Origin of the sequence: Parapedomonas caeni (assembly GCF_041060555.1) — a bacterium.
Lineage (GTDB): Bacteria > Pseudomonadota > Alphaproteobacteria > Sphingomonadales > Sphingomonadaceae > CAUJIW01.
The window spans coordinates 37,301-57,825 of the sequence record NZ_JBEUDS010000001.1 but is presented as its reverse complement, the minus strand read 5'-3'; the positions used below and the strand labels follow the sequence as shown (position 1 = coordinate 57,825).

Sequence of the window (20,525 nt, the reverse complement as noted above, 5' to 3'; positions counted from 1 at the left end):
GCAACCCGCCATCGGGCGCCGGCCTGATGGTGGCCGCACCGGTTGATCACAGCGCGGCCACCCGGCGGAATCAGCTCTTGGCTCACGCCTTGGCGAAACAGAAGGCGCAGATCTTGTTGCCGTCGAGATCGCGGAAATAGGCACCGTGGAAGCCGGAGTCGCCACGCGGTCCCGGCGCGCCCTCGTCGGTGCCACCAGCGGCCAGCGCGGCATCATAGACCGCCTTCACCCCGTCCGGCGAGCCGGCCATCAGCGAAACCATCACGCCATTGCCCACCGTCGCCGGCTGACCGTCATAGGGCTTGCACACCGCCATCATCGGCGTGTTGGGCGCGCTCGCCCAGGTGATCAGACGGTCCATCTCCCAGGCCCGCTTGGCGCCCAGCGCACCCAGCACCTTGTCGTAGAAGGCCGCTGCCTTGTCGATGTTGTTGGTACCCACCGTGACATAACCGATCATGCGATAACTCCCTCTTGTCTGGTTGCACTGCACCGATGCCGATACAGGCCCGAGGCGCGGACAGTCGCCGCACGCCCACCATCCCGTCAAGCACCCGCGACAGGGGGGACGGACTGTTTCCCGCACGAGACCGACGGCGGCGCGCTGCCAGCGCCTGTTCTTTTGGCCATGCGCGAAAATGGCCGCGCGTTGCTACAGTGGCATGAACCCCTGAGGGGACGGGAGGCTGACCGATGGCGCTGCACCGCTTCGACCATGTGAACATCGCCACGCCGGCGGTGGACGCCACCGCCGACTGGTATGTCGAGGCCCTGGGCCTGCGCGTCGGCCCGCGCCCGGCGGTGGGCGTGCATGGCCACTGGCTTTATCTCGGCGACACCCCGGTCATTCACCTGATGGCGACCGACGATCCGCGCCACGCCGGCCCTACCGGCCCGATCGACCATGTGGCGTTCATCGCCCATGACGTCGAGGCGATGCGATCGTGGCTGACATCGCTTGGCATTCCCCACCGGCACAACCGGATCGGCGACTTCCAGCAACTGTTTCTCACCGACCCCAACGGGGTGGTCATCGAGCTGAACTTCCCCGGCTGAACCAGTCGGCCAGAACGCCGGCTCTAGCCCCGCCGCTTGCGCACCTTGCCGTAGCGGCTGGTGCGGGTGCCGGGCTTGCCGCCGCCGGAGTGGCCCTTGACCGGCGCTGTGTGCATCGCTTCCGGCAGGCCGAGTTCGGCGTTCTCCAGCCGGCGGATTTCGTCGCGCAGGCGGGCGGCTTCCTCGAACTCCAGATCGGCGGCGGCGGTTTTCATCCGCTCCTCCAGCTCGGCGATGTAGGCCTTGAGATTGTGGCCGACCAGATGCTCGGTCTCCTCGCTGTCGAGGTCGACCGTCACATAGTCGCCCTGGCTGGCGTCCTTCAGCACATCGGCGATCTGCTTCTTCACCGTGGTCGGCGTGATGCCGTGCGCCTCGTTGTAGGCCATCTGCTTGACGCGGCGACGCTCCGTCTCCTTCAGCGCGCGGTCCATCGAGCCGGTCATCTTGTCGGCATACAGGATCACCCGCCCGTCGGCGTTGCGCGCGGCGCGCCCGATGGTCTGCACCAGCGATGTCTCGGAGCGCAGGAAGCCCTCCTTGTCGGCGTCGAGAATGGCGACAAGGCCGCACTCGGGAATGTCGAGGCCCTCGCGCAGCAGGTTGATGCCCACCAGCACGTCGAACACGCCTAATCTCAGGTCGCGGATGATCTCGATGCGTTCCAGCGTCTCGACGTCGGCGTGCATGTAGCGCACCTTCAGCCCGGCCTCGTGGAGATATTCCGTCAGGTCCTCGGCCATGCGCTTGGTCAGCACCGTCACCAGCACCCGATAGCCCTGGCCGACGGTCGCCCTGGCCTCGGCGATCAGATCGTCGACCTGATGCTCGACCGGGCGGATCTCGCACGGCGGGTCGATCAGGCCGGTGGGGCGGATCACCTGCTCGACGAACACGCCGCCGGTCTGTTCCATTTCCCACGGCCCCGGCGTCGCCGAGACGAACAGGGTCTGCGGCCGCATGGCGTCCCACTCCTCGAACTTGAGCGGCCGGTTGTCGATGCACGACGGCAGGCGGAAGCCATATTCCGCCAGCGTCACCTTGCGCCGCTTGTCGCCGCGCTCCATGCCGCCGATCTGCGGCACGGTGACGTGGCTTTCATCGACGAACAGCAGGGCGTTGTCGGGCAGATATTCAAACAGCGTCGGCGGCGGCTCGCCGGGCAGCCGGCCGGTGAGGAAGCGGGAATAATTCTCGATGCCGGCGCAGGCGCCGGTGGCGGCGATCATTTCCAGATCAAAGGTGGTGCGCTGCTCCAGCCGCTGCGCCTCCAGCAGCATGTTGGCGGCTTTCAGCTCCTTCAGCCGCTCGGCCAGCTCCAGCTTGATGGCCTGGATCGCCTGCTGCATCGTCGGCCCCGGCGTCACATAGTGCGAGTTCGCATAGACCTTGATGGCGTCCAGGCTGGCGTTCTTGCGCCCGGTCAGCGGATCGAACTCGACGATCTCCTCCACCTCGTCGCCGAAGAAGCTGATGCGCCAGGCGGCGTCCTCATAGTGGGCGGGGAAAATCTCGACAGTGTCGCCGCGCACGCGGAAGGTGCCGCGGGTGAACGCCTGGTCGTTGCGCTTGTACTGCTGGGCCACCAGCTTGCGGATCAGCTCGCGGCTGTCGATGGTCTCGCCCTTGCGCACGGTCAGCGTCATCGCCGAATAGGTCTCGACCGAGCCGATACCGTAGAGGCAGGACACCGAGGCGACGATGATGACGTCGTCGCGTTCCAAGAGCGCCCGGGTGGCGGCGTGGCGCATCCGGTCGATCTGCTCGTTCACCGAACTCTCCTTCTCGATGTAGAGGTCGGTGCGCGGCACATAGGCTTCCGGCTGGTAGTAGTCGTAGTAGCTGACGAAATACTCCACCGCGTTGTCGGGGAAGAAGCCCTTGAACTCGCCGTAGAGCTGGGCGGCCAGCGTCTTGTTGTGGGCGATGATGATGGCCGGGCGCTGCGTCGCCTCGATCACCTTGGCCATGGTGAAGGTCTTGCCCGAGCCGGTGACGCCCAGCAGCACCTGGTCGCGCTCGCCGTTGCGCACCTGTTTCACCAGTTCGGCGATCGCCTGCGGCTGGTCGCCCGCCGGCTCATAGTCGGCCTTCATCACGAAGGGCTTGCCGCCTTCCGACTTCGGCGGCCGCACCACCTTGTGCGGCGTGAAGGCCAGCGGCATAGCGATGTCGGCCAGGGTGGTGCGGATGACGGGGCTGCTCATGCCGGCCACTATGGCGCGCCGCGCCCGCCGCGCCAAGTTGCCATTTTGTTCGGCGACCCGCGCCGCCTTGCGTCCCGCACGCCGTGCCGTGGCCCGGTCGCGGCGGGCAGCGCCCCGCCACCTTTACAACCCCGCGCGGCAGCGTCACGGTGACGACCGTTCAACACGATTATCCATAACGATATTCAAACCGGGGGCAGGATCGACACCATGAGTGACCAGGACATTCTCTATGCCGTCGCCGACCATGTGGCGACCATCACGCTGAACCGGCCGGAGCGGATGAACACCATTTCCGGGGCCATGCTCGACGCGCTGTCGGCGGCGCTGCTGGCCGCCAACGCCGACGACTCGGTGCGGGTGATCCTGCTCACCGGCTCGGGGCGCGCCTTCTGCGCCGGGCTGGACCTGTCGCGCGACCCCAACCAGACACTGGGCGGTGGCGCGGCGCTGCCGCCCAAGCTCGATCTGCGCAACACCCCGCCCACCGTGCTGTTCAACCTCGACAAGCCGACCATCGCCGTCGTCAACGGCGCGGCCGCCGGCTATGGCCTCGATCTGGCGCTGGGCTGCGACATCCGCGTCGCCGCACGCGACGCCAAGCTCGCCGCCTCCTACGTCAAGCGCGGCGTGCTGCCTGAATCCGGCGGCACCTGGTATCTGCCACGCCTGCTCGGCTGGGACCGGGCGGCCCAGCTGATCTTCACCGGCCGCACCCTCAGCGCCGAAGAGGCACTCGACCTGCGGCTGGTAACCGAGGTCCATGCCGATGCGGAGGCGGCGCTGGCCGCCGGCCAGGCGATGGCCGCCGAGATCGCCGCCAACGCGCCGCTCGCGGTGCAGGCGGCGCGGCGGATGATGCGCGCCGGTCTGGCCGAGCCGTTCGTCGAGCATGTCGACCATGTCTTCCTGCAACTGCTGCCGCTGCTGGCCAGCGCGGACATGCGGGAAGGCATGCAGGCGTTCATGGAAAAGCGCCCGCCTGTCTTCAAAGGCCGCTGACCCCACCAGCTTCATACCGCAAAAGGAACCCCCATGCTCACCCCCGCCCAGCGCGACGCCTACCTCGCCCGCCTTGGCCTGACAACGGCACCGGCCACCACGCCTGACGGCCTGGCCGACCTGCACGCGGCGCACATGATGGCGGTACCGTTCGAGAACTTCGACATCCACCTCGGCCAGGGCATCAGCCTCGACCCCGAAGCGGTCTACGACAAGGTGGTGGCGCGCCGGCGCGGCGGCTACTGCTTCGAACTCAACGGCCTGTTCCTGCGACTGCTGGCGGCGCTGGAGGTCGAGGCCCGGCCGCTGCTGGCCCGCGTCTGGCTGGCGCCGGGCGGCCCGCATCCGCGCACCCACAAGCTCTGCCTGGTGGAGCTGGGCGGCCGGCCGTGGATCTTCGACATCGGCTTCGGCGGCCCCGGCTTCCGGTTGCCGATGCCGCTGGAGACCGGGCGCGTCGACGATCAGCCCGACGGCCGCTTCCGCCTGCGCGAGGACGCCGACCATGGCTTCATGCTGGAGACGGGGCGCGACGACGGTTGGCTGGGGCTCTACAGCTTCACGCTGGAACGCTGCTGGCCGGCCGACTTCGAGCTGGGCAACCATTATACCGCCACCGCGCCGGACTCGCTGTTCACCCAGCGCCGGCTCGCGGCCCGCTTCACCGCCGACGGCCGTCTGACCCTGCTCGACCATCAGCTCACCACCCGCGCCGGCGGTATCGACACCACCGAGACGCTGGCGGATGACGCGACCTATCTGGACGTGTTGCGCACCCGGTTCGGCATCGATCTCGATGTGCCCTATCACACCCTCAAGGCGCCCTGCCCGGTCAGCGCCTGAGGTCTTTACAACTTCGGGTGTCCCGGGTGACAGTGACGTGATCACAACATGTCGCACACCAGGGGTCGGGGGCTCATCCATGCGTTGTTTTCTCACCACCAGCGCGCTGGCGCTGGCCACTGTCCTGTCCACCGGCTTTGGCCCGCCCGCGCGGGCGGGCGATCCCGCGCTCGCCACGGCGATCAGCCGGCACTATGACAGCCATCTGGGCGCGCTGTTCGTCCACTTCCACCAGAACCCCGAACTCTCCTACCGCGAGGTCAGGACCGCCGCCCGCATCGCCAGGGAGCTGAAGGCGCTGGGTGTCCAGGTCACCGAGGGTGTCGGCGGCACCGGCGTCGTCGGCGTCATCCGCAACGGCAGCGGCCCCACCGTGCTGCTGCGCGCCGACATGGACGGCCTGCCGGTGGTCGAGCAGTCCGGCCTGCCCTATGCGTCCACCGCCCGCCAGGTCGACATCAACGGCCTCGACATGCCGGTGATGCATGCCTGCGGCCACGATGTGCACATCACCGCGCTGGTGGGCACCGCCAAGCAGCTGATGGACCGGCGCGACCAGTGGGCGGGTACCGTCGTGCTGGTGGCCCAGCCGGCCGAGGAACGCATTGGCGGCGCCCGCAAGATGCTCGACGACGGGCTCTACGCCCGCTTTCCCAAGCCCGATTACGCGCTGGCGTTCCATGTCACCGCCGGGCTGCCGGCCGGCCAGCTGCTGGTGGAACCGGGCCTGATCGCCTCGTCGTCGGACAGTGTCGACATCACCGTCCATGGCATTGGCGCCCATGGCGCCTCGCCGCACATGGGTCGCGACCCCGTGGTGCTGGGCTCGCAGATCGTGGTGGCGCTGCAAACGCTGGTCAGCCGCGAGATTTCGCCGCTGGAGCCGGGCGTCGTGACTGTCGGCGCCTTTCATAGCGGCCTGAAGCACAACATCATTTCCGACCGCGCCGACCTGCAGATCACCGTACGCGCCGACTCGGAGAAGGTGCGCCAGACCCTGCTCGCCGGCATCAGGCGCATCGCCGAGAACGCCGGCCGCATGGCCGGCCTGCCGGAAGACAAGCTGCCCACCGTCACGGTGTCGACCGAATCGACGCCGGCGACCATCAACGACGACTCGCTGGCCCGCCGCATGCACCAGCGCTTCAGCGATCATTTCGGCGCCACCCGCCTTGCCCGCCAGCCGCGCCAGGGCATGGGGGCGGAGGACTTCGCCTATTTCGGCGCCGACCCGGCGGTCAAGTCACTGTATTTCTCGGTGGGCGGCACGCCCGAGGCCGAGATCACCGCCGCCGGCAAGGGCGGCCCGCCGGTGCCCTCGCACCATTCTCCGCTGTTCCGGATCGCGCCCCAGCCCTCGGTGACCACCGGGGTCGAGGCCATGACCGTGGCGACGCTGGAACTGCTGGCCAGGCCGTAACCGACCCGGCCCAGCCACGGGAAAACGCGCGGGCGGCACAGAATGTCGCTTTTCGCCAATGGACTGTCATGATTGTCGTCTATGGTCCGCGCACCGTTCAAGCGAGAGGGGGATGATCCATGATGGTACGCAATTTCCTCATCGCGCTGGTGCTTGGCCTGGGTAGCGGGCTGGTTGCCCTGCAGGCATTGGCGCACACCATATCTTGATCCGGAGCCTTGGTGTCCGGGCGGAACGATTCGCGCCTCCGCCCGCGGCACTGCTGGTCCGGGCGCGCCTTCCCCTCCTGACTCAAGTTGTCGACTGACATCAAAATTTAGCATTAACCTGCTTGAATTTCTCAATAATTCCAGTGCGGGCACTGGCGAACGTCCAACCCGGACAAGCCGCGATGCCGCCCGTCGGGCAATTTTCTGTCAAGCGCAAAATCTGTCTTGCGCATTACCAAATCTTGCGTTTGAGTTAAGGCCAACCCCAAGTGCTAGGGGGTCGTGGCCGTGGGGGCTGTGGATAACGAGGATATCGGGGATGGCCTGATTCAGGCCGGGACCCCTCGTCCCAAATCCCCTAACATGGTTACCTCGACACCGGCACGGCACGGGGCAACACATCGGCGCATCAGGCGTCGGTGTATCAGGCGGACGCGGGCGTCAGGAGGCAGTATCCATGGATTTTTCGAGCGGCAGCAGCAGTCAGACCGACGTCAGCGACAACGGCTCGACCAGTGTGGCGCCGTGGCGCTTTTCGGTCCAGATCGACCGCAGCCGCGACGACCTGCTGACAGACTTCGGCAAGGAGACGCTGAAGGACCGCTACCTGCTGCCGGGCGAATCCTATCAGGACCTGTTTGCCCGCGTCGCCACCGCCTATGCCGACAACGCCGAGCACGCCCAGCGTCTCTATGACTATATCTCGAAGCTGTGGTTCATGCCGGCGACGCCGGTGCTGTCGAACGGCGGCACCGGCCGCGGCCTGCCGATTTCCTGCTACCTGAACTCGGTCGACGACAGCCTGGACGGCATCGTCGCGACCTGGAACGAGAATGTCTGGCTCGCCTCGCGCGGCGGCGGCATCGGCACCTACTGGGGCAATGTGCGCGGCATCGGCGAGCCGGTCGGCCTCAACGGCAAGACCAGCGGCATCATCCCGTTCGTGCGGGTGATGGACAGCCTGACGCTGGCCATCTCGCAGGGTTCGCTGCGGCGCGGCTCGGCGGCGGTCTATCTCGACGTCAGCCACCCGGAAATCGAGGAGTTCCTTGAGGTCCGCAAGCCGTCGGGCGACTTCAACCGCAAGGCGCTCAACCTGCACCATGGCGTGCTGATCACCGACAAGTTCATGGAAGCGGTGCGCGACGGCACCAGCTTCGACCTCGTCAGCCCGAAGAACGGCGAGAAGCGCGGCGAGGTGGATGCCCGCGCGCTGTTCCAGAAGATCGTCGAGACCCGGCTGGCCACCGGCGAGCCTTACATCATCTACATCGACACGGTGAACCGGACGATGGCCGCCCACCAGCGGGAACTCGGCCTGAAGGTGACGACCTCGAACCTGTGCTCCGAAATCACGCTGGCCACCGGCCGCGACCACCTCGACAACCCCCGCACCGCGGTATGCTGCCTGTCGTCGCTCAACTTCGAGACCTGGGACGAATGGTCGAAGGACGAGCGCTTCATCGAGGACGTGATGCGCTGCCTCGACAACGTGCTGCAGGACTTCATTGACCGCGCGCCGGACTCGATGGCGCGCGCCAAATACGCCGCCAGCCGCGAGCGGTCGGTGGGTCTGGGCGTCATGGGCCTGCACAGCTTCCTGCAGGCGCGCGGCATCCCGTTCGAGAGCGCCATGGCCAAGTCGTGGAACCTCAAGATGTTCCGCCACATCAAGGAGCGCGTCGACGCCGCCTCGATGATGCTGGCGATGGAACGCGGCCCCTGCCCCGACGCCGCCGAGACCGGCGCCATGGAGCGCTTCTCGCACAAGCTGGCCATCGCGCCGACGGCCTCGATCTCGATCATCACCGGCGGCACCTCGGCCTGCATCGAGCCGGTGCCGGCCAACATCTACACCCACAAGACGCTGTCCGGCTCCTTCGTGGTGAAGAACCCCTATCTGGAAAAACTGCTGATCGAGAAGGCGAAGAACTCGGACGCGGTGTGGAACTCGATCCTTGAGAACGAAGGCTCGATCCAGCACCTCGATTTCCTGACGCCGGACGAGAAGGCGGTGTTCCGTACCGCCTTCGAGATCGACCAGCGCTGGCTGCTCGAACTGGCGGCCGACCGCACGCCCTATATCTGCCAGGCCACCAGCCTCAACCTGTTCCTGCCTGCCGACATCGAGAAATGGGACCTGCTGATGCTGCACTACCGGGCGTGGGAGATGGGCGTGAAGTCGCTCTACTACTGCCGCTCCAAGTCGATCCAGCGCGCCGCCTTCGCCGGTGGCGTGGAAGCCGACAATACCCTCGACCGTCCGGCGCTTGAGGTGGAGGTGAAGAACTACGACGAGTGCCTGGCCTGCCAGTAGGCCGGGCGCCCGACGCGCCACGGGGACTCCCCGGACGTGGCGAAAACTGATACAAAGAGAGAACAGACGAGTCGCCGGATTCCGGCCCTCGCGACCAGAACCCCAAGATCATAACCCCAGACCACAAGGGTGGGTGCCATGCCGCTGCAGCAAGCCTCCAAGAGCTACAAGCCGTTCGAATATCCCTGGGCCTTCGACTTCTGGAAGCGCCAGCAGCAGGTCCACTGGATGCCGGAAGAGGTGCCGCTGGGCGAGGACTGCCGCGACTGGGCGCAGAAGCTCACCGACCATGAGCGCAACCTGCTGACGCAGATCTTCCGCTTCTTCACCCAGGCCGACGTCGAGGTGCAGGACTGCTACCACGAGAAATACGGCCGGGTGTTCAAGCCGACCGAAATCAAGATGATGCTGGCCTCCTTCTCCAACATGGAGACCATCCACATCGCCGCCTACAGCCACCTGCTCGACACCATCGGCATGCCCGAGACCGAGTATGCGGCGTTCCTCAAATATGAGGAGATGAAGGCCAAGCACGACTATATGGGCAAGTTCGGCGTCGACAACGATGCCGACATCGCCCGCACGCTGGCCATGTTCGGCGGCTTCACCGAGGGCCTGCAGCTGTTCGCCAGCTTCGCCATGCTGATGAACTTCCCGCGCTTCAACAAGATGAAGGGCATGGGGCAGATCGTCAGTTGGTCGGTACGCGACGAAAGCCTGCACTGCGACGGCATCATCAAGCTGTTCCACACCTTCTGCGCCGAGACCGGCTGTCTCACCCAGGCGGTGAAGGACGACATCGCCGACTGCTGCCACACCGTGGTGCGGCTGGAGGACGCCTTCATCGACCTCGCCTTCGAGATGGGGCCGGTGCCGGGGATGACCCCGCGCGACATCAAGCGCTATGTCCGCTACATCGCCGACTGGCGGCTGAAGCAGCTAGGCATGAAGCCGATCTACATGATCGACGAACACCCGCTGCCGTGGCTGCAGCCGCTGTTGAACGGCGTCGAGCACGCCAACTTCTTCGAGACCCGCGCCACCGAATATTCCAAGGCGGCGACGCGCGGCAACTGGAACGAGGTGTGGGACGCCTTCGACAAGCGCCAGACCGCCAAGGCCCAGGTCGCCGTCGCGGCGGAGTAACCAGCGTCTGCGCGCGATGGCGAGGGCGTGGCGGTAACGCCCCCCTCGGGTCGGCGCGCACCCGCCGTCATTCCGTCATCCAGCCATCCCCCCCCCATCGGCGGGGCTTGCGTCCGCGCCGGCGCTCCGGGACGCTGAGGGCTTTACTGCCCTCTATCCTCGACGGAGCATTGCGATGGCTTTTCCACCCTTCAACCTGACGGGCAAGGTCGCCCTCATCACCGGCGGCAACTCGGGCATCGGCCTCGGCATGGCGACGGGCCTGGCCCAGGCCGGCGCCGACATCTGCATCTGGGGCACCAACCCCGCCAAGAACGAGGCCGCACTGGCGGCCCTCGCCGTACATGGCACCCGCGTGCATGGCCTGTTGTGCGATGTTGGCGACGAGGCGGCGGTGGAGCGCGCCTTCGCCGAATCCCTGGACGTGATGGGCCGGGTCGACGGCTGTTTCGCCAACGCCGCCACCGGTCATCGCGGCGTGCCGTTCGAGACGATCGAGACCGCCGACTGGCAGCACATCCTCAACGTCAACCTCAACGGCGCCTTCTATACCTTTCGCGCCGCCGCCCGCCACATGAAGGCCCGCGCCGCGGCCGGAGACCCCGGCGGCCGGCTGATCGGCACCGCCAGTCTGGCCGCGGTGTCCGGTCAGGCGCGCGGCGAGCACTACGCGGCAACCAAGGGCGCCATGGTGTCGATGATCAAGGCACTGGCGGTGGAATATGCCCGCCACGGCATCACCGCGCACGCGCTGCTGCCGGGCTGGATCGAAACACCGTTGACCGACGCGGCGCTGACCAACGACAAGTTCATCGCCGGCGTCATGCCGCGTATTCCCATGCGCCGCTGGGGCACCGGCGCCGATTTCGCCGGCATCGCCATCTACCTGATGAGCGACGCCAGCGCCTATCACACCGCCGACACCTTCATCATCGACGGTGGCTATTACGCCTTCTAGGCCGGTCCGGTCCTGGCCAGCCCCCGGGGAGGCGCCCGCGTCCCCGGCCGGCCGACCTTCCCTGGTGCTACCGCCGGACCGGCATCGCGCCCATGAAGTCGAGCTTGCCGATGGGCACGCCCTTCATGCGCAGGATGTCGTAGGCGGTGGTGACGTGGAAGTAGAAGTTGGGCTGCGAGAAACCGAGCAGGAAGTTCTCGGCGGTGAAGTCGAGGCGGAATTCGCCGATCTCGAAGCGCATGTCGCGGCCGACATATCCGTCGAGTTCCGCCGGGTCGAGCGCCGCCAACGCATCGCGACCGTCCTGCACCCGCTGCCTGAGCGCCGCGAAGGTCGCCGGCGGCGGCGTCATGTCGGGCGCGAACAGCCCCTGGCGCACACCCTCGATGGCGCCCAGCGAATGCACCACGGCCGACTTCACCTGATAGGCGAACGGCAGCATGTCATCGATCAGCCGGGCCTGGATCAGCTCGTCGGCCGGCACGCCCTTGTCGGCGGCGAAGGCCTCCGCCTTGTCGAGCAGGCCGGACAGCGCGCCCAGCATCTGGATGAACGACGGAACAATGGCGGTATGCAGGGAAATGCCCATGACGACTCTCATGATTGATCGATGACACACACTGGATAGCGCGTTCCCCGCCCGCCTCAAACCCCGGCCGGCACCACGCCGGGCGCGGCGTCCCCCGCATTCGCCATCCGGCATCACAGGGTGAGACGCCGCACGGGGCAAGGCCGCCAGCGCGGCCCACCGGGTCCGCGGCGCCGCGCGCGAACATGACGCCTTGGCGACAGGTGGTCGCGTCAGCGTGCAACACTGAGTTGTCGGGAATGCCGCCTGCGCGGGGTGCCGCCTTGCCCTAGACTGGCGTTCGGGCCGCCGTTGGCCCGGCTGGGTGGCGTCAGTCGCGGGAGGCAGGCTGTGACAACGGGAGCGGATGTGACATGGGGAGCAGATGTGCCTTGGCGGGCGCAAGCGCAGGACGGCCGGAGGCGCGCGGGTCTGCTGGCGCTGGCGCTGCTCGTCGCGCTCACCACCGCGCCATGCCCCGCCGCGGCGAATGCGTTGTCCGGAGACGCCGCCGCCTATCCCGACTGGCAGGTGGCGCTGGTGGCCCACCGCGGCCTGTCCGCCGGGCGACCGGAGAACACACTGGCGGCCTACCGCCAGGCGATCGCGCTGGGCGTCGACGCCATCGAGCTCGACCTGCGCGGCACCGCCGACGGCGAGGTGGTCGTGCTGCATGACGCCACCGTCGACCGCACCACCAACGGCACCGGCAACGTCAGCACCCTGACGCTGGCCCAGGTCAGGCAACTGGATGCCGGCGGCACGTTCAGCCCGCGGTTCGCCGGCGAACGCATCCCCACCTATGGCGAGGTGCTGAAGCTGGTGGCCGGCACCGGCGTCAAGCTGCTGCTGGACATCAAGCGCGGCGACACGCTGGACAAGGCCCGCATCGTCCGGCTGACCGAGGCCCACGGCGCCGAGCTGGACGTCATCGCCGGCGTACGCAGCCTCGACGACCTGCGGGAGTTGCGTCGGCTCAATCCCAACATCCGCACCCTGGCCTTCGTCTCCTCGCCGGCGGAGATCGAGGCCTTCGCGGCCGCCGGCGCCGACATCATCCGGCTGTGGTCCACCACCGCCACCGTGGTGCCCGCTCCCGGCAGTGGCGCCACCGCCGCCGCGCCGGAGACCATGGCGCCGTCGGCCTGGATCTACGACGAGCTGCAAACCCCCGCCTGCCAGGACAATCTGGCCCAGCGCCGGCGCGCCGTGCTCGCCGGGCTGCGCCGCGATGCCGGCTCGCGGTCCTGCCTGGTGCAGCGGGTGCATGATCTTGGCCTGCCGGTGTGGGTCTCCGCCATCGCCGACCCTTACGAGGATCTCGACCAACTCGTCCAGCTCGGGGTCAACGGCGTGCTCACCGACCATCCCGAAGTGATGGCGCGCCTGCGTCATGACATCAACGCGCTGAAGGGCACTCATCCGGTCAAGGCCGGCAGGCCCGGCAAACCCGCCGCACGCGGCCGCTGAGCAGCCACAGTAGCCGCTGGCGGGCTTTGGCACGATCAGAATGCCGTTGAACCGCGGCGGTACCGGCCATCGACCCGTCCATCTGAGGACGGGCGAGGATCAGCCACCAAGGCAGCGATGTACATTAATCAGTATATTGTCCCTAGAATTTCTAGAATTTCCGGGAATTTCCGGGAATTTCCGGGGACAGTAGAATTTCAGGGAACAATATATATTGCCGCCCACCTCCCCTTCCGCCCCTCAGGGCAGCAGCGACAGGCGCAGGTCGCGCTTGAGGATCTTGCCGCTGGCGTTGCGCGGCAGGCTGTCCTGGAAAATCACCTTCTTGGGCACCTTGAAGCCCGACAGATGCACGCTGCAATGGGCGATGATCTCCTCGACGCTGGCGTCCTTGCCGTCCCGCAGCACGATCACCGCCGAGACCGCCTCGATCCAGCGCGGATCGGGCAGGCCAACCACCGCCACCTCGCTGACCGCCGGGTGGAGGTAGAGCGCCTCCTCCACCTCGCGCGAGGCGACGTTCTCGCCGCCGGTCTTGATCATGTCCTTCTTGCGGTCGATCACCGTCAGGTAGCCCTCGTCGTCGAGCACGCCGAGGTCGCCGCTGTGGAACCAGCCGCCGGCGAAAGCCTCCGCCGTCTTCTCGGGATCGTTCCAGTAGCCGGTGAGCAGCTGCGGCGAGCGATGGACGATCTCGCCGATCTCGCCCGGCGCCACGTCGGCCATCGCCTCGTCGACGACGCGGGTTTCCACGTGCAGGGTCGGCCGGCCGGCCGAGCCCAGCTTGGCGGCGTGTTCCTCGGGGAACAGGATCGTCGCCACCGGCGCGATTTCCGTCTGGCCGTAGAGGTTCCACAGCCGCAGCCCCGGCAGCCGCTCGCGCAGCTCGCGCAGCACTTCCACCGGCATGATCGAGGCGCCGTAATAGCCCTTGGCGAGCCGGCCGAGGTCGTGCTGGTCGAACGCCGGCGACCGCAGCAGCGAAATCCACACCGTCGGCGGCGCGAAGAACGACGTCACCCGGTGGCGGGCCAGCAGGTCGATGATGTTTTCCGCCACCGGCCGGCCGGTGACGATGTTGGTGGCGCCCACCTGCAGCGCCGGGCCGATCATGCAATCAAGCTGGGCGCAGTGGAACAGCGGCATCGCGTGCAGCGCCACGGTGTCGGCGGTCCACTCGCAGTCGACGATGCAGCTGAGATATTCCCACAGCACGCTGTCGTGCGAGAGCATGGCGCCCTTGGGGCGGGATTCCGTACCGCTGGTATAGACGATCTGCAGCAGATCCTCGCCACCGCGCGTCTCCGGCGGCGGCGCGGCGTCACGCGGCAGTTCCTCCCACGACGGCACGCCCGCCGGCGGCCCGTCGAGTTCGCCCGGGATGCCGAACAGCGCCTCGACGGTCGGCGGCGCCGCGGCGCGGGCGACCTCGATGGTCGTCACGTCGGCGAACAGCAACCGGGCGCCGGAGTGGGTGAGAATATAGCCGACATCCTCGGCATTGAGCATGAAATTGATCGGCACCAGCACGGCGTCGGCCCGGGCGACGGCGAAGCGCAGCGCGACGAAAGCGTGGCTGTTGCGCGCCAGCAGCGCGATCCGGTCGCCGGGCTGGATGCCAAGATCGACGAGACCAGCGGCGAGACGATCGACGATACCGTCAAGCTCGGCATAGCTCCAGCAGGTGTCGCCACACAGGATCGCCGTGCGCTCCCCGTGCCGCCGCGCCGAGCGCCGCAGCATGGTCGACAGTGACTGGCGCCGTGCCGCCCTGATCGCCTGTTCCGTTCGCATCCGTCTCCCCTCACCCCGTCTTGTTCCACAAGGCAATCATGATCGCGCGACCCGTCTGGCCACCCCGGCCGCCCTGTGCCGGCCCGCATCATGCGCGATGCGGGGGCGTGCCCCAAGACCCCGGCGCACCCCCCCCCTATCGACCCCTCTGTACCCCCCCCTAGTTCCAGCGGATCTTCAGGGCGACACCGTAGGTCGCCGGCTGGCCGACCGCCTGGGTGATGATGTCGTTGTAGGAAATCACGTTCTGGACGTGATATTTGTTGAAGATGTTGCGCCCCCACACCGAAACCGTGACCTTGTCACCGGGAAACTCATAGCCCAGCCGGGCATCGACCAGGGCATAGCCGTCGATCTTGAACGGGATGCGGGAACGCCAGCGATTGACGCCGTTGTCGGGGATCGCCAGCGTACTGCCGCCGACATAGGTATCGACGCTCGTGCGGTAATTGACCCCGGCGCCGACAAATAGCGTGCCGCCCGACTCCATCGGCAGGCGGTAGTCGATGTCACCCACCAGCGTCCATTTTGGTGCGAACGGCAGTCGGCTGCCGGCGAAGTCCACCGGATCGCCGAACACACTGATGCCCGAATAGCGGTCGACCTCGGTCTTGAGGTAGCTGGCCGAGCCGGTCAGCGTCAGCCCCTCGACCGGGCGCACGACGACGTCCGCCTCGACACCGAAGATGTGCGATTTCGGCAGGTTGTCGAGGCGCTGCAGCAAACCGAACAGGCCGGTGGCGACGGTGCCCTGCACCTGCTTGTCGCGGTAGTCCTGATAGAAAATCGCGCCGCTGAGCTGCACCATGTTGTCGGCCAGCCGGGTCTTGAATCCGGCCTCGTAGGCGGTCACCGATTCCTGTTTGGCCGGCAGCAGCTGGGACTGCAACGAGGCGGTGATCACCGGGAAGCTGCCCGCCTTGTAGCCGCGGGAAATATTGGCATAGAGCAGCGTGGTGGCCGAGGCCTTGAAGTCGACGCCGACCCGCCACGACACATTGTCTTCCTTCAGGTTGTTGCGGAAGACGTCGCCCGGCAGATTGTCGGCGTTGAGCGTGTAGCAGTCGCCGGGCAGCAGCGTCACGCTCTGCCCGCCAACCAGTTCGCCCAGCAGCATGAACAGCTCGGCGACATTCTGGTCCGCCACCGGATCGAGATTGCACATCGAGTTCTTGTTCGACGACTTGGTGTAGCGGGCGGCCGCCTTCAGCGTGATCTGCTCGGTGACGTCATATTCCCCATTGGCGAACGCCGCGTAGGAATTCATCCGGCCGCGGTTGTCGACGCCGCTGATGTGAATGTAGTTGGTGCCGGCGTTGCTCAGTGAATTGTGACCATAGGTGATGTCCTGATATTCCTCGACCTTGCTGTGGTTGTAATTTCCACCGACGGTCCAGCGGAACGTGGCGCCCGGCGTCGAGGCATTCGACAGTCGCAGCTCCTGGCTGAAATCGGAGATTTTGCCGTCGTCACGCGGGTTGTCGACAAGCTGATAGGCCGAGCCGTCGAGATCGAACGACATCTCCTGTTTCAGATGATTGTAGGTGGAGATCGAGGTCAGCGTGATCTCGTCCGATACATCATAATCAGCGCGCAGGAAGGCCTGGAAAAGCTTGCGATTGCCATCCGGCTCGGCCGCGTCGGTGGCCGACTGCAACTCGTTTTCCGACCGCCCGACAATGGACCAGTCAGCGGCGCGGATTTTCTTCGGCGACAGGGGGACGTTCAGCTCCTCGAACGTCGGCGCGGCCGGGGTCGAGGGCATCGAGGCGATGATCTGCAGCGCCTGAGGCTCGGAGCGGTCGACCGAGCCGTTGATATTGAGTTCGAAGCGGGTGCGCTCGTTGGGCGCCCACACGGTGACCAGGCGCGCGGCGACGTAGTTCTGCTCGCCATTCTTGTCATTGCGGCTGGTGCTGTATTGCCAGCCGTCGCGATGGGCGGCGTCCACGGCCAGGCGGACGCCCAGCGTATCGGTGACCGGACCGCTGAGATACGCAGTGCCACGAACCTCGTTGAAGCGGCCATATTCGAGGTTGAACCCCGCCTCCAGCGCCTCCGTCGGCTTGGCGGCGATATAGTTGATGGCGCCACCGGTGGAGTTCTGACCGAACAGGGTACCCTGCGGGCCTTTCAGCACCTCCACCCGCTCCAGATCGTACATGGAATGTCCCGCCAGCACCGGAAACGGCATCGGCGCCTGATCCATGGACACGCTGACCGCCGGATAGACGCCCAGCGCGTCGGCATTGTAGCCGATGCCGCGCAGGGTGAATACCGGCGTGCCGTGCGTCGACGGCGCCAGCGCCATGCCGGGGATCGTCTGGGCGAGTTCCTCCGCGTTGCCGATGTTGCGATTTTCGAGCATCTGGGTGTCGAACGCGCTGATGCTGGCGCCAACCTTGCTGATGCTCTCGCTGCGCTTGTTGGCAGTGACGATGATCTCGCCGATGACTGAATCCGCCGCGCCTTCGGCGTTCGCCCAGGCTGGCGCCGCAACGCCCGCCATCATCATGGCCGTCGATGTGGCCAGAGCGATCCTCGTAGTCGTGTTCATTTTTCTCTCCCCCAAGATCCGAAACATGATCGCGCGGACGGCCGTCAGCGCCCGCGAACTCCATTATCGCGGCCGGCATACGGGCACTTGCGATTTTTCAGGTGCAATATCCCCCCGTCCGCGACTCTGGTTATTTCCAGAGATTCAACGACGCCAAATATCTCCACGGCGCCTCCAGATGCTTTATTTTCCCGATACCGCCACAAACAACTTGAGCGATACCGGCATCTATGGCGCGAATGACTTGCCGTCTTCTATGAAAGATTCTCCCTTTTATTACATGACAATGCATGAAACAGCAGCGGCACGCCATGACGGAGCCCGCCAACTTCTTGACGCAAATTGCCATGGGGGGTTAAGCTGACGGCAACAAACGCATAAAATGCGCGAACGGGGGAGGCTATCAACACCATGCACTCCAATGCACTTTACGCGGCATTGCCTGACCTCAGCGCCCGCATCATGCGTCATGCGCTGGCGGCGGAACTCAACGTCAACTGGGATACTTTCTGCCGGGACAATCGCCTGAAGCCGGTGCGCCTCGACGACGGCGCCAGCGAACTGCTGGCCCAGGAGGAACTGCTGCTTCAACAGGGGTTCGCCGAGTCCACCACCAATCACCCCAATCTCTGGCTCGACGTCGGCCTGCGTTATCGCTCGATCAAATACGGCGCACTCGGACTGGCGATGATGACGGCGCGCACACTGGGCGAAGCCCTGGAAATCGCCTGTCGCTATCAGGAGCTGACATTTTCACTGATCAACTATCGCTACGCATCGGCGCCCAACGGCGCCTGCGCCCTGCTCAGCAACGACGACAAGCTGCCCAGTCATCTCGAAAAATTCACCCAGCATCGCGATCTCGGCGCCATCCGGACGCTGATCGCCGACCTGATGGCGGGCGAACAGGTGCTGGAGCGCATTACCGTGGCGGCGCCACCGCCGGCCAACTGGAACGAAATCCGCAAGAGTTTTCCCTGCCCGGTCGAATTCGATGCCGCCCGCACCCAGTGGATCTTCCTGCCTGGCATGGCGAGCAAGCCGCTGCCGCTGGCCGACGGCGAGCTGTCCGCGCTCTACAGCGCGCGCTGTGACGGTCTGCTCAGCCGCGCCCGCGCCGACACCCCGGTGACGCACCGGCTGACCGTGCTTCTCAATGCCGGGGGCGAACAGATGCCCGGCGCCGCCGAGGCCGCGCGCCAGTTGGCGCTGTCGGAGCGCACGCTGCATCGCCGCCTCGCCGAGGAAGGCACACGCTTTTCCACCATTGTCGACGAAGCGCGTTATCGCCGCACCCGCGCGCTGCTGGCGGACCGGCACATGAGCATCGAGGCCATCGCCTTTGCCGTCGGCTTCGCCGAGCCCTCCAGCTTCTCGCGCGCCTTCAAGCGCTGGGCCGGCATCGGCGCCTTCGAGTATCGCCGCCAGCTGCTGCAGTCGGGCAAGCTGCGCTAGACCGCGCGTACCGCCACAGACGACAACGACAAACCGCGCGCCGACCAGCACCGGCGCGCGGCTCCCGTTACTGCCCGTTGTGCTCAGGCGGCGTTGTAGCCAAGCACGGCCTTCACTTCCATGAACTCGTGGAAGGCATGCTCACCCCATTCCCGGCCATTGCCCGACTGCTTGTAGCCGCCAAACGGCGCCGCCAGATCGAGCGGCGCATAGTTGAGCGCCACCTGCCCGGCCCGGATGCGCGCGGCAACCGCGCGGCCGCGCTCCAGATCGCCGGACTGCACGTAACCCGCCAGACCGTAGGGCGTGTCGTTGGCGATCTCGATCGCCTGCTCCTCGTCATCATAGCCGATCATCACCAACACCGGGCCGAAAATCTCCTCCCGCGCGATGGTCATCTGGTTGTCGACATCGGCGAACACCGTCGGGCGCACATAATAGCCCTGGTTCAGCCCCTCCGGCTTGCCCGGGCCACCCGCCACCAGCGTCGCGCCCTCGGCGATGCCCTTCTCGATCAGCGCCTGAATGCGGTTCCACTGCACGTCGGACACCACCGGCCCCAGATGCACGTCCTCGGTCGGCGCGCCGACCTTCTGCGCCGCGATCGCCGCACGGGCAATGTCCCTGGCTTCCGCCATGCGGCGGGCCGGCAGCAACATGCGTGACGGCGCGTTGCAGCTCTGGCCGCTGTTGACCATCATCGCCTCGACGCCCTTGCGCACCGAAGCGGCGAAGTCGGCATCCTCAAGGATGATGTTGGCGGATTTGCCGCCCAGCTCCTGGTGCACCCGCTTCACCGTCGAGGCGGCGTTGCGCGCCACTTCCACCCCTGCCCGCGTCGAGCCGGTAAACGACACCATGTCGACATGGGGGTGCGACGACAGCGCCGCGCCGACGGTCGGTCCGTCGCCGTGCACCAGGTTGAACACACCCGCCGGCACGCCGGCCGCGTGCATCACCTCGGCGAAAATATGACCACTGAACGGCGCCACCTCGGAGGGCTTGAGCACCATGGTGCAGCCCACCGCCAGCGCCGGCGCCACCTTGCAGGCGATCTGGTTGAGCGGCCAGTTCCACGGCGTGATCATCGCCACGACGCCGATCGGCTCCTTGGTCAGCCGGGTGGTGCCCATCGCCACGTCAGGGTCGAAGTCGACCAGCAGCTGGCGCGCGGTCAGAAAGTGCGCCAGCGCGAACGGCACATGGGCGCCCACCGCCAGCGCGGTCGGCGCGCCCATTTCCTCCCGCACCGCGTCCGCCATGTCCTGCTGACGCGCCTGGAAGGCCGCGATCACCGCGTCCAGCAGGTCGAGCCGTTCCGCCTTGCTGCTGCGGCCGAAGCGGATGAAGGCCCGCCGCGCCGCCTCGACCGCCCGGTCGACATCGGCGGCCTGCCCGAGGCTGATCCGGCCGGCCACCTGTTCGGTCGCCGGATTGATGACGTCGAGCGGGCGCGGCTGAACCGGTGCCACCCAGGCGCCATTGATGTAGAAATCGAGATAGTTTCGCACGTTCAGGGCTCC

The 20,525-nt window shown here is 66.6% G+C and carries 16 protein-coding genes; 10 read left to right on the top strand and 6 right to left on the bottom strand.

What is annotated here, in order from left to right; translation table 11 throughout:
• Window positions 1-82: 82 nt before the first annotated feature.
• Window positions 83-460 carry a VOC family protein gene (locus ABU113_RS00230; protein WP_454557454.1) on the bottom strand — a complete coding sequence of 126 codons (378 nt, stop codon included), beginning with the start codon at window positions 458-460 and terminating at the stop codon, window positions 83-85.
• Window positions 461-693: 233 nt separating this feature from the next.
• Between ABU113_RS00230 and ABU113_RS00225 the strand changes: the two genes are divergently transcribed.
• Entirely contained in the window at window positions 694-1,056 is a 363-nt protein-coding gene (locus ABU113_RS00225) for a VOC family protein (protein ID WP_454557453.1), read from the top strand.
• A 23-nt stretch (window positions 1,057-1,079) separates the two neighbouring features.
• On the opposite strand, the gene uvrB is transcribed toward ABU113_RS00225, so the two are convergent.
• Complete coding sequence (gene uvrB / locus ABU113_RS00220) at window positions 1,080-3,263, bottom strand: excinuclease ABC subunit UvrB (RefSeq protein WP_454557452.1); 2,184 nt, start codon at window positions 3,261-3,263, stop codon at window positions 1,080-1,082.
• Window positions 3,264-3,473: 210 nt separating this feature from the next.
• Between uvrB and ABU113_RS00215 the strand changes: the two genes are divergently transcribed.
• From ABU113_RS00215 to ABU113_RS00190, 6 genes are all read left to right on the top strand, one after another.
• Window positions 3,474-4,265 carry an enoyl-CoA hydratase/isomerase family protein gene (locus ABU113_RS00215; RefSeq protein ID WP_454557451.1) on the top strand — a complete coding sequence of 264 codons (792 nt, stop codon included), beginning with the start codon at window positions 3,474-3,476 and terminating at the stop codon, window positions 4,263-4,265.
• Window positions 4,266-4,298: 33 nt separating this feature from the next.
• Complete coding sequence (locus tag ABU113_RS00210; RefSeq protein ID WP_454557450.1) at window positions 4,299-5,108, top strand: arylamine N-acetyltransferase family protein; 810 nt, start codon at window positions 4,299-4,301, stop codon at window positions 5,106-5,108.
• A gap of 79 nt (window positions 5,109-5,187) precedes the next feature.
• On the top strand, window positions 5,188-6,528 hold the full coding sequence (locus ABU113_RS00205; protein WP_454557449.1) for an amidohydrolase: 1,341 nt from the start codon (window positions 5,188-5,190) through the stop codon (window positions 6,526-6,528).
• Window positions 6,529-7,194: 666 nt separating this feature from the next.
• On the top strand, window positions 7,195-9,054 hold the full coding sequence (locus ABU113_RS00200) for a ribonucleoside-diphosphate reductase subunit alpha (protein ID WP_454557448.1): 1,860 nt from the start codon (window positions 7,195-7,197) through the stop codon (window positions 9,052-9,054).
• A 138-nt stretch (window positions 9,055-9,192) separates the two neighbouring features.
• The gene (locus ABU113_RS00195; protein WP_454557447.1) at window positions 9,193-10,200 is read left to right on the top strand and encodes a ribonucleotide-diphosphate reductase subunit beta; all 1,008 of its coding nucleotides are present in this window, start codon (window positions 9,193-9,195) and stop codon (window positions 10,198-10,200) included.
• A 175-nt stretch (window positions 10,201-10,375) separates the two neighbouring features.
• A complete protein-coding gene (locus ABU113_RS00190) occupies window positions 10,376-11,158 on the top strand; it encodes an SDR family NAD(P)-dependent oxidoreductase (RefSeq protein WP_454557446.1) in 783 nt (260 codons plus the stop codon).
• Window positions 11,159-11,225: 67 nt separating this feature from the next.
• On the opposite strand, the gene ABU113_RS00185 is transcribed toward ABU113_RS00190, so the two are convergent.
• Window positions 11,226-11,747, bottom strand: coding sequence for a DUF1993 domain-containing protein (locus ABU113_RS00185; RefSeq protein WP_454557445.1), 522 nt, complete (start codon window positions 11,745-11,747; stop codon window positions 11,226-11,228).
• Window positions 11,748-12,095: 348 nt separating this feature from the next.
• Between ABU113_RS00185 and ABU113_RS00180 the strand changes: the two genes are divergently transcribed.
• Entirely contained in the window at window positions 12,096-13,196 is a 1,101-nt protein-coding gene (locus tag ABU113_RS00180) for a glycerophosphodiester phosphodiesterase (protein WP_454557444.1), read from the top strand.
• Between the two features lie 240 nt (window positions 13,197-13,436).
• Here the strand turns inward: ABU113_RS00180 and ABU113_RS00175 are convergent, their stop codons facing one another.
• Together ABU113_RS00175 and ABU113_RS00170 are read right to left on the bottom strand one after the other, a co-directional pair.
• Window positions 13,437-14,990 (bottom strand): acyl-CoA synthetase, encoded by a 1,554-nt coding sequence (locus ABU113_RS00175; RefSeq protein WP_454557443.1) that lies wholly within the window; start codon window positions 14,988-14,990, stop codon window positions 13,437-13,439.
• Between the two features lie 160 nt (window positions 14,991-15,150).
• Complete coding sequence (locus tag ABU113_RS00170; protein ID WP_454557442.1) at window positions 15,151-17,499, bottom strand: TonB-dependent receptor; 2,349 nt, start codon at window positions 17,497-17,499, stop codon at window positions 15,151-15,153.
• 4 nt (window positions 17,500-17,503) lie between these two features.
• On the opposite strand from ABU113_RS00170, the gene ABU113_RS00165 reads away from it, so the two are divergent.
• Together ABU113_RS00165 and ABU113_RS00160 are read left to right on the top strand one after the other, a co-directional pair.
• Window positions 17,504-17,911, top strand: a complete 408-nt coding sequence (locus ABU113_RS00165; RefSeq protein ID WP_454557441.1) for a hypothetical protein — start codon at window positions 17,504-17,506, stop codon at window positions 17,909-17,911.
• A 47-nt stretch (window positions 17,912-17,958) separates the two neighbouring features.
• Entirely contained in the window at window positions 17,959-19,002 is a 1,044-nt protein-coding gene (locus ABU113_RS00160; protein ID WP_454557440.1) for an AraC family transcriptional regulator ligand-binding domain-containing protein, read from the top strand.
• 83 nt (window positions 19,003-19,085) lie between these two features.
• Here the strand turns inward: ABU113_RS00160 and ABU113_RS00155 are convergent, their stop codons facing one another.
• Window positions 19,086-20,513 carry an aldehyde dehydrogenase family protein gene (locus ABU113_RS00155; RefSeq protein WP_454557439.1) on the bottom strand — a complete coding sequence of 476 codons (1,428 nt, stop codon included), beginning with the start codon at window positions 20,511-20,513 and terminating at the stop codon, window positions 19,086-19,088.
• Window positions 20,514-20,525 lie beyond the last annotated feature (12 nt).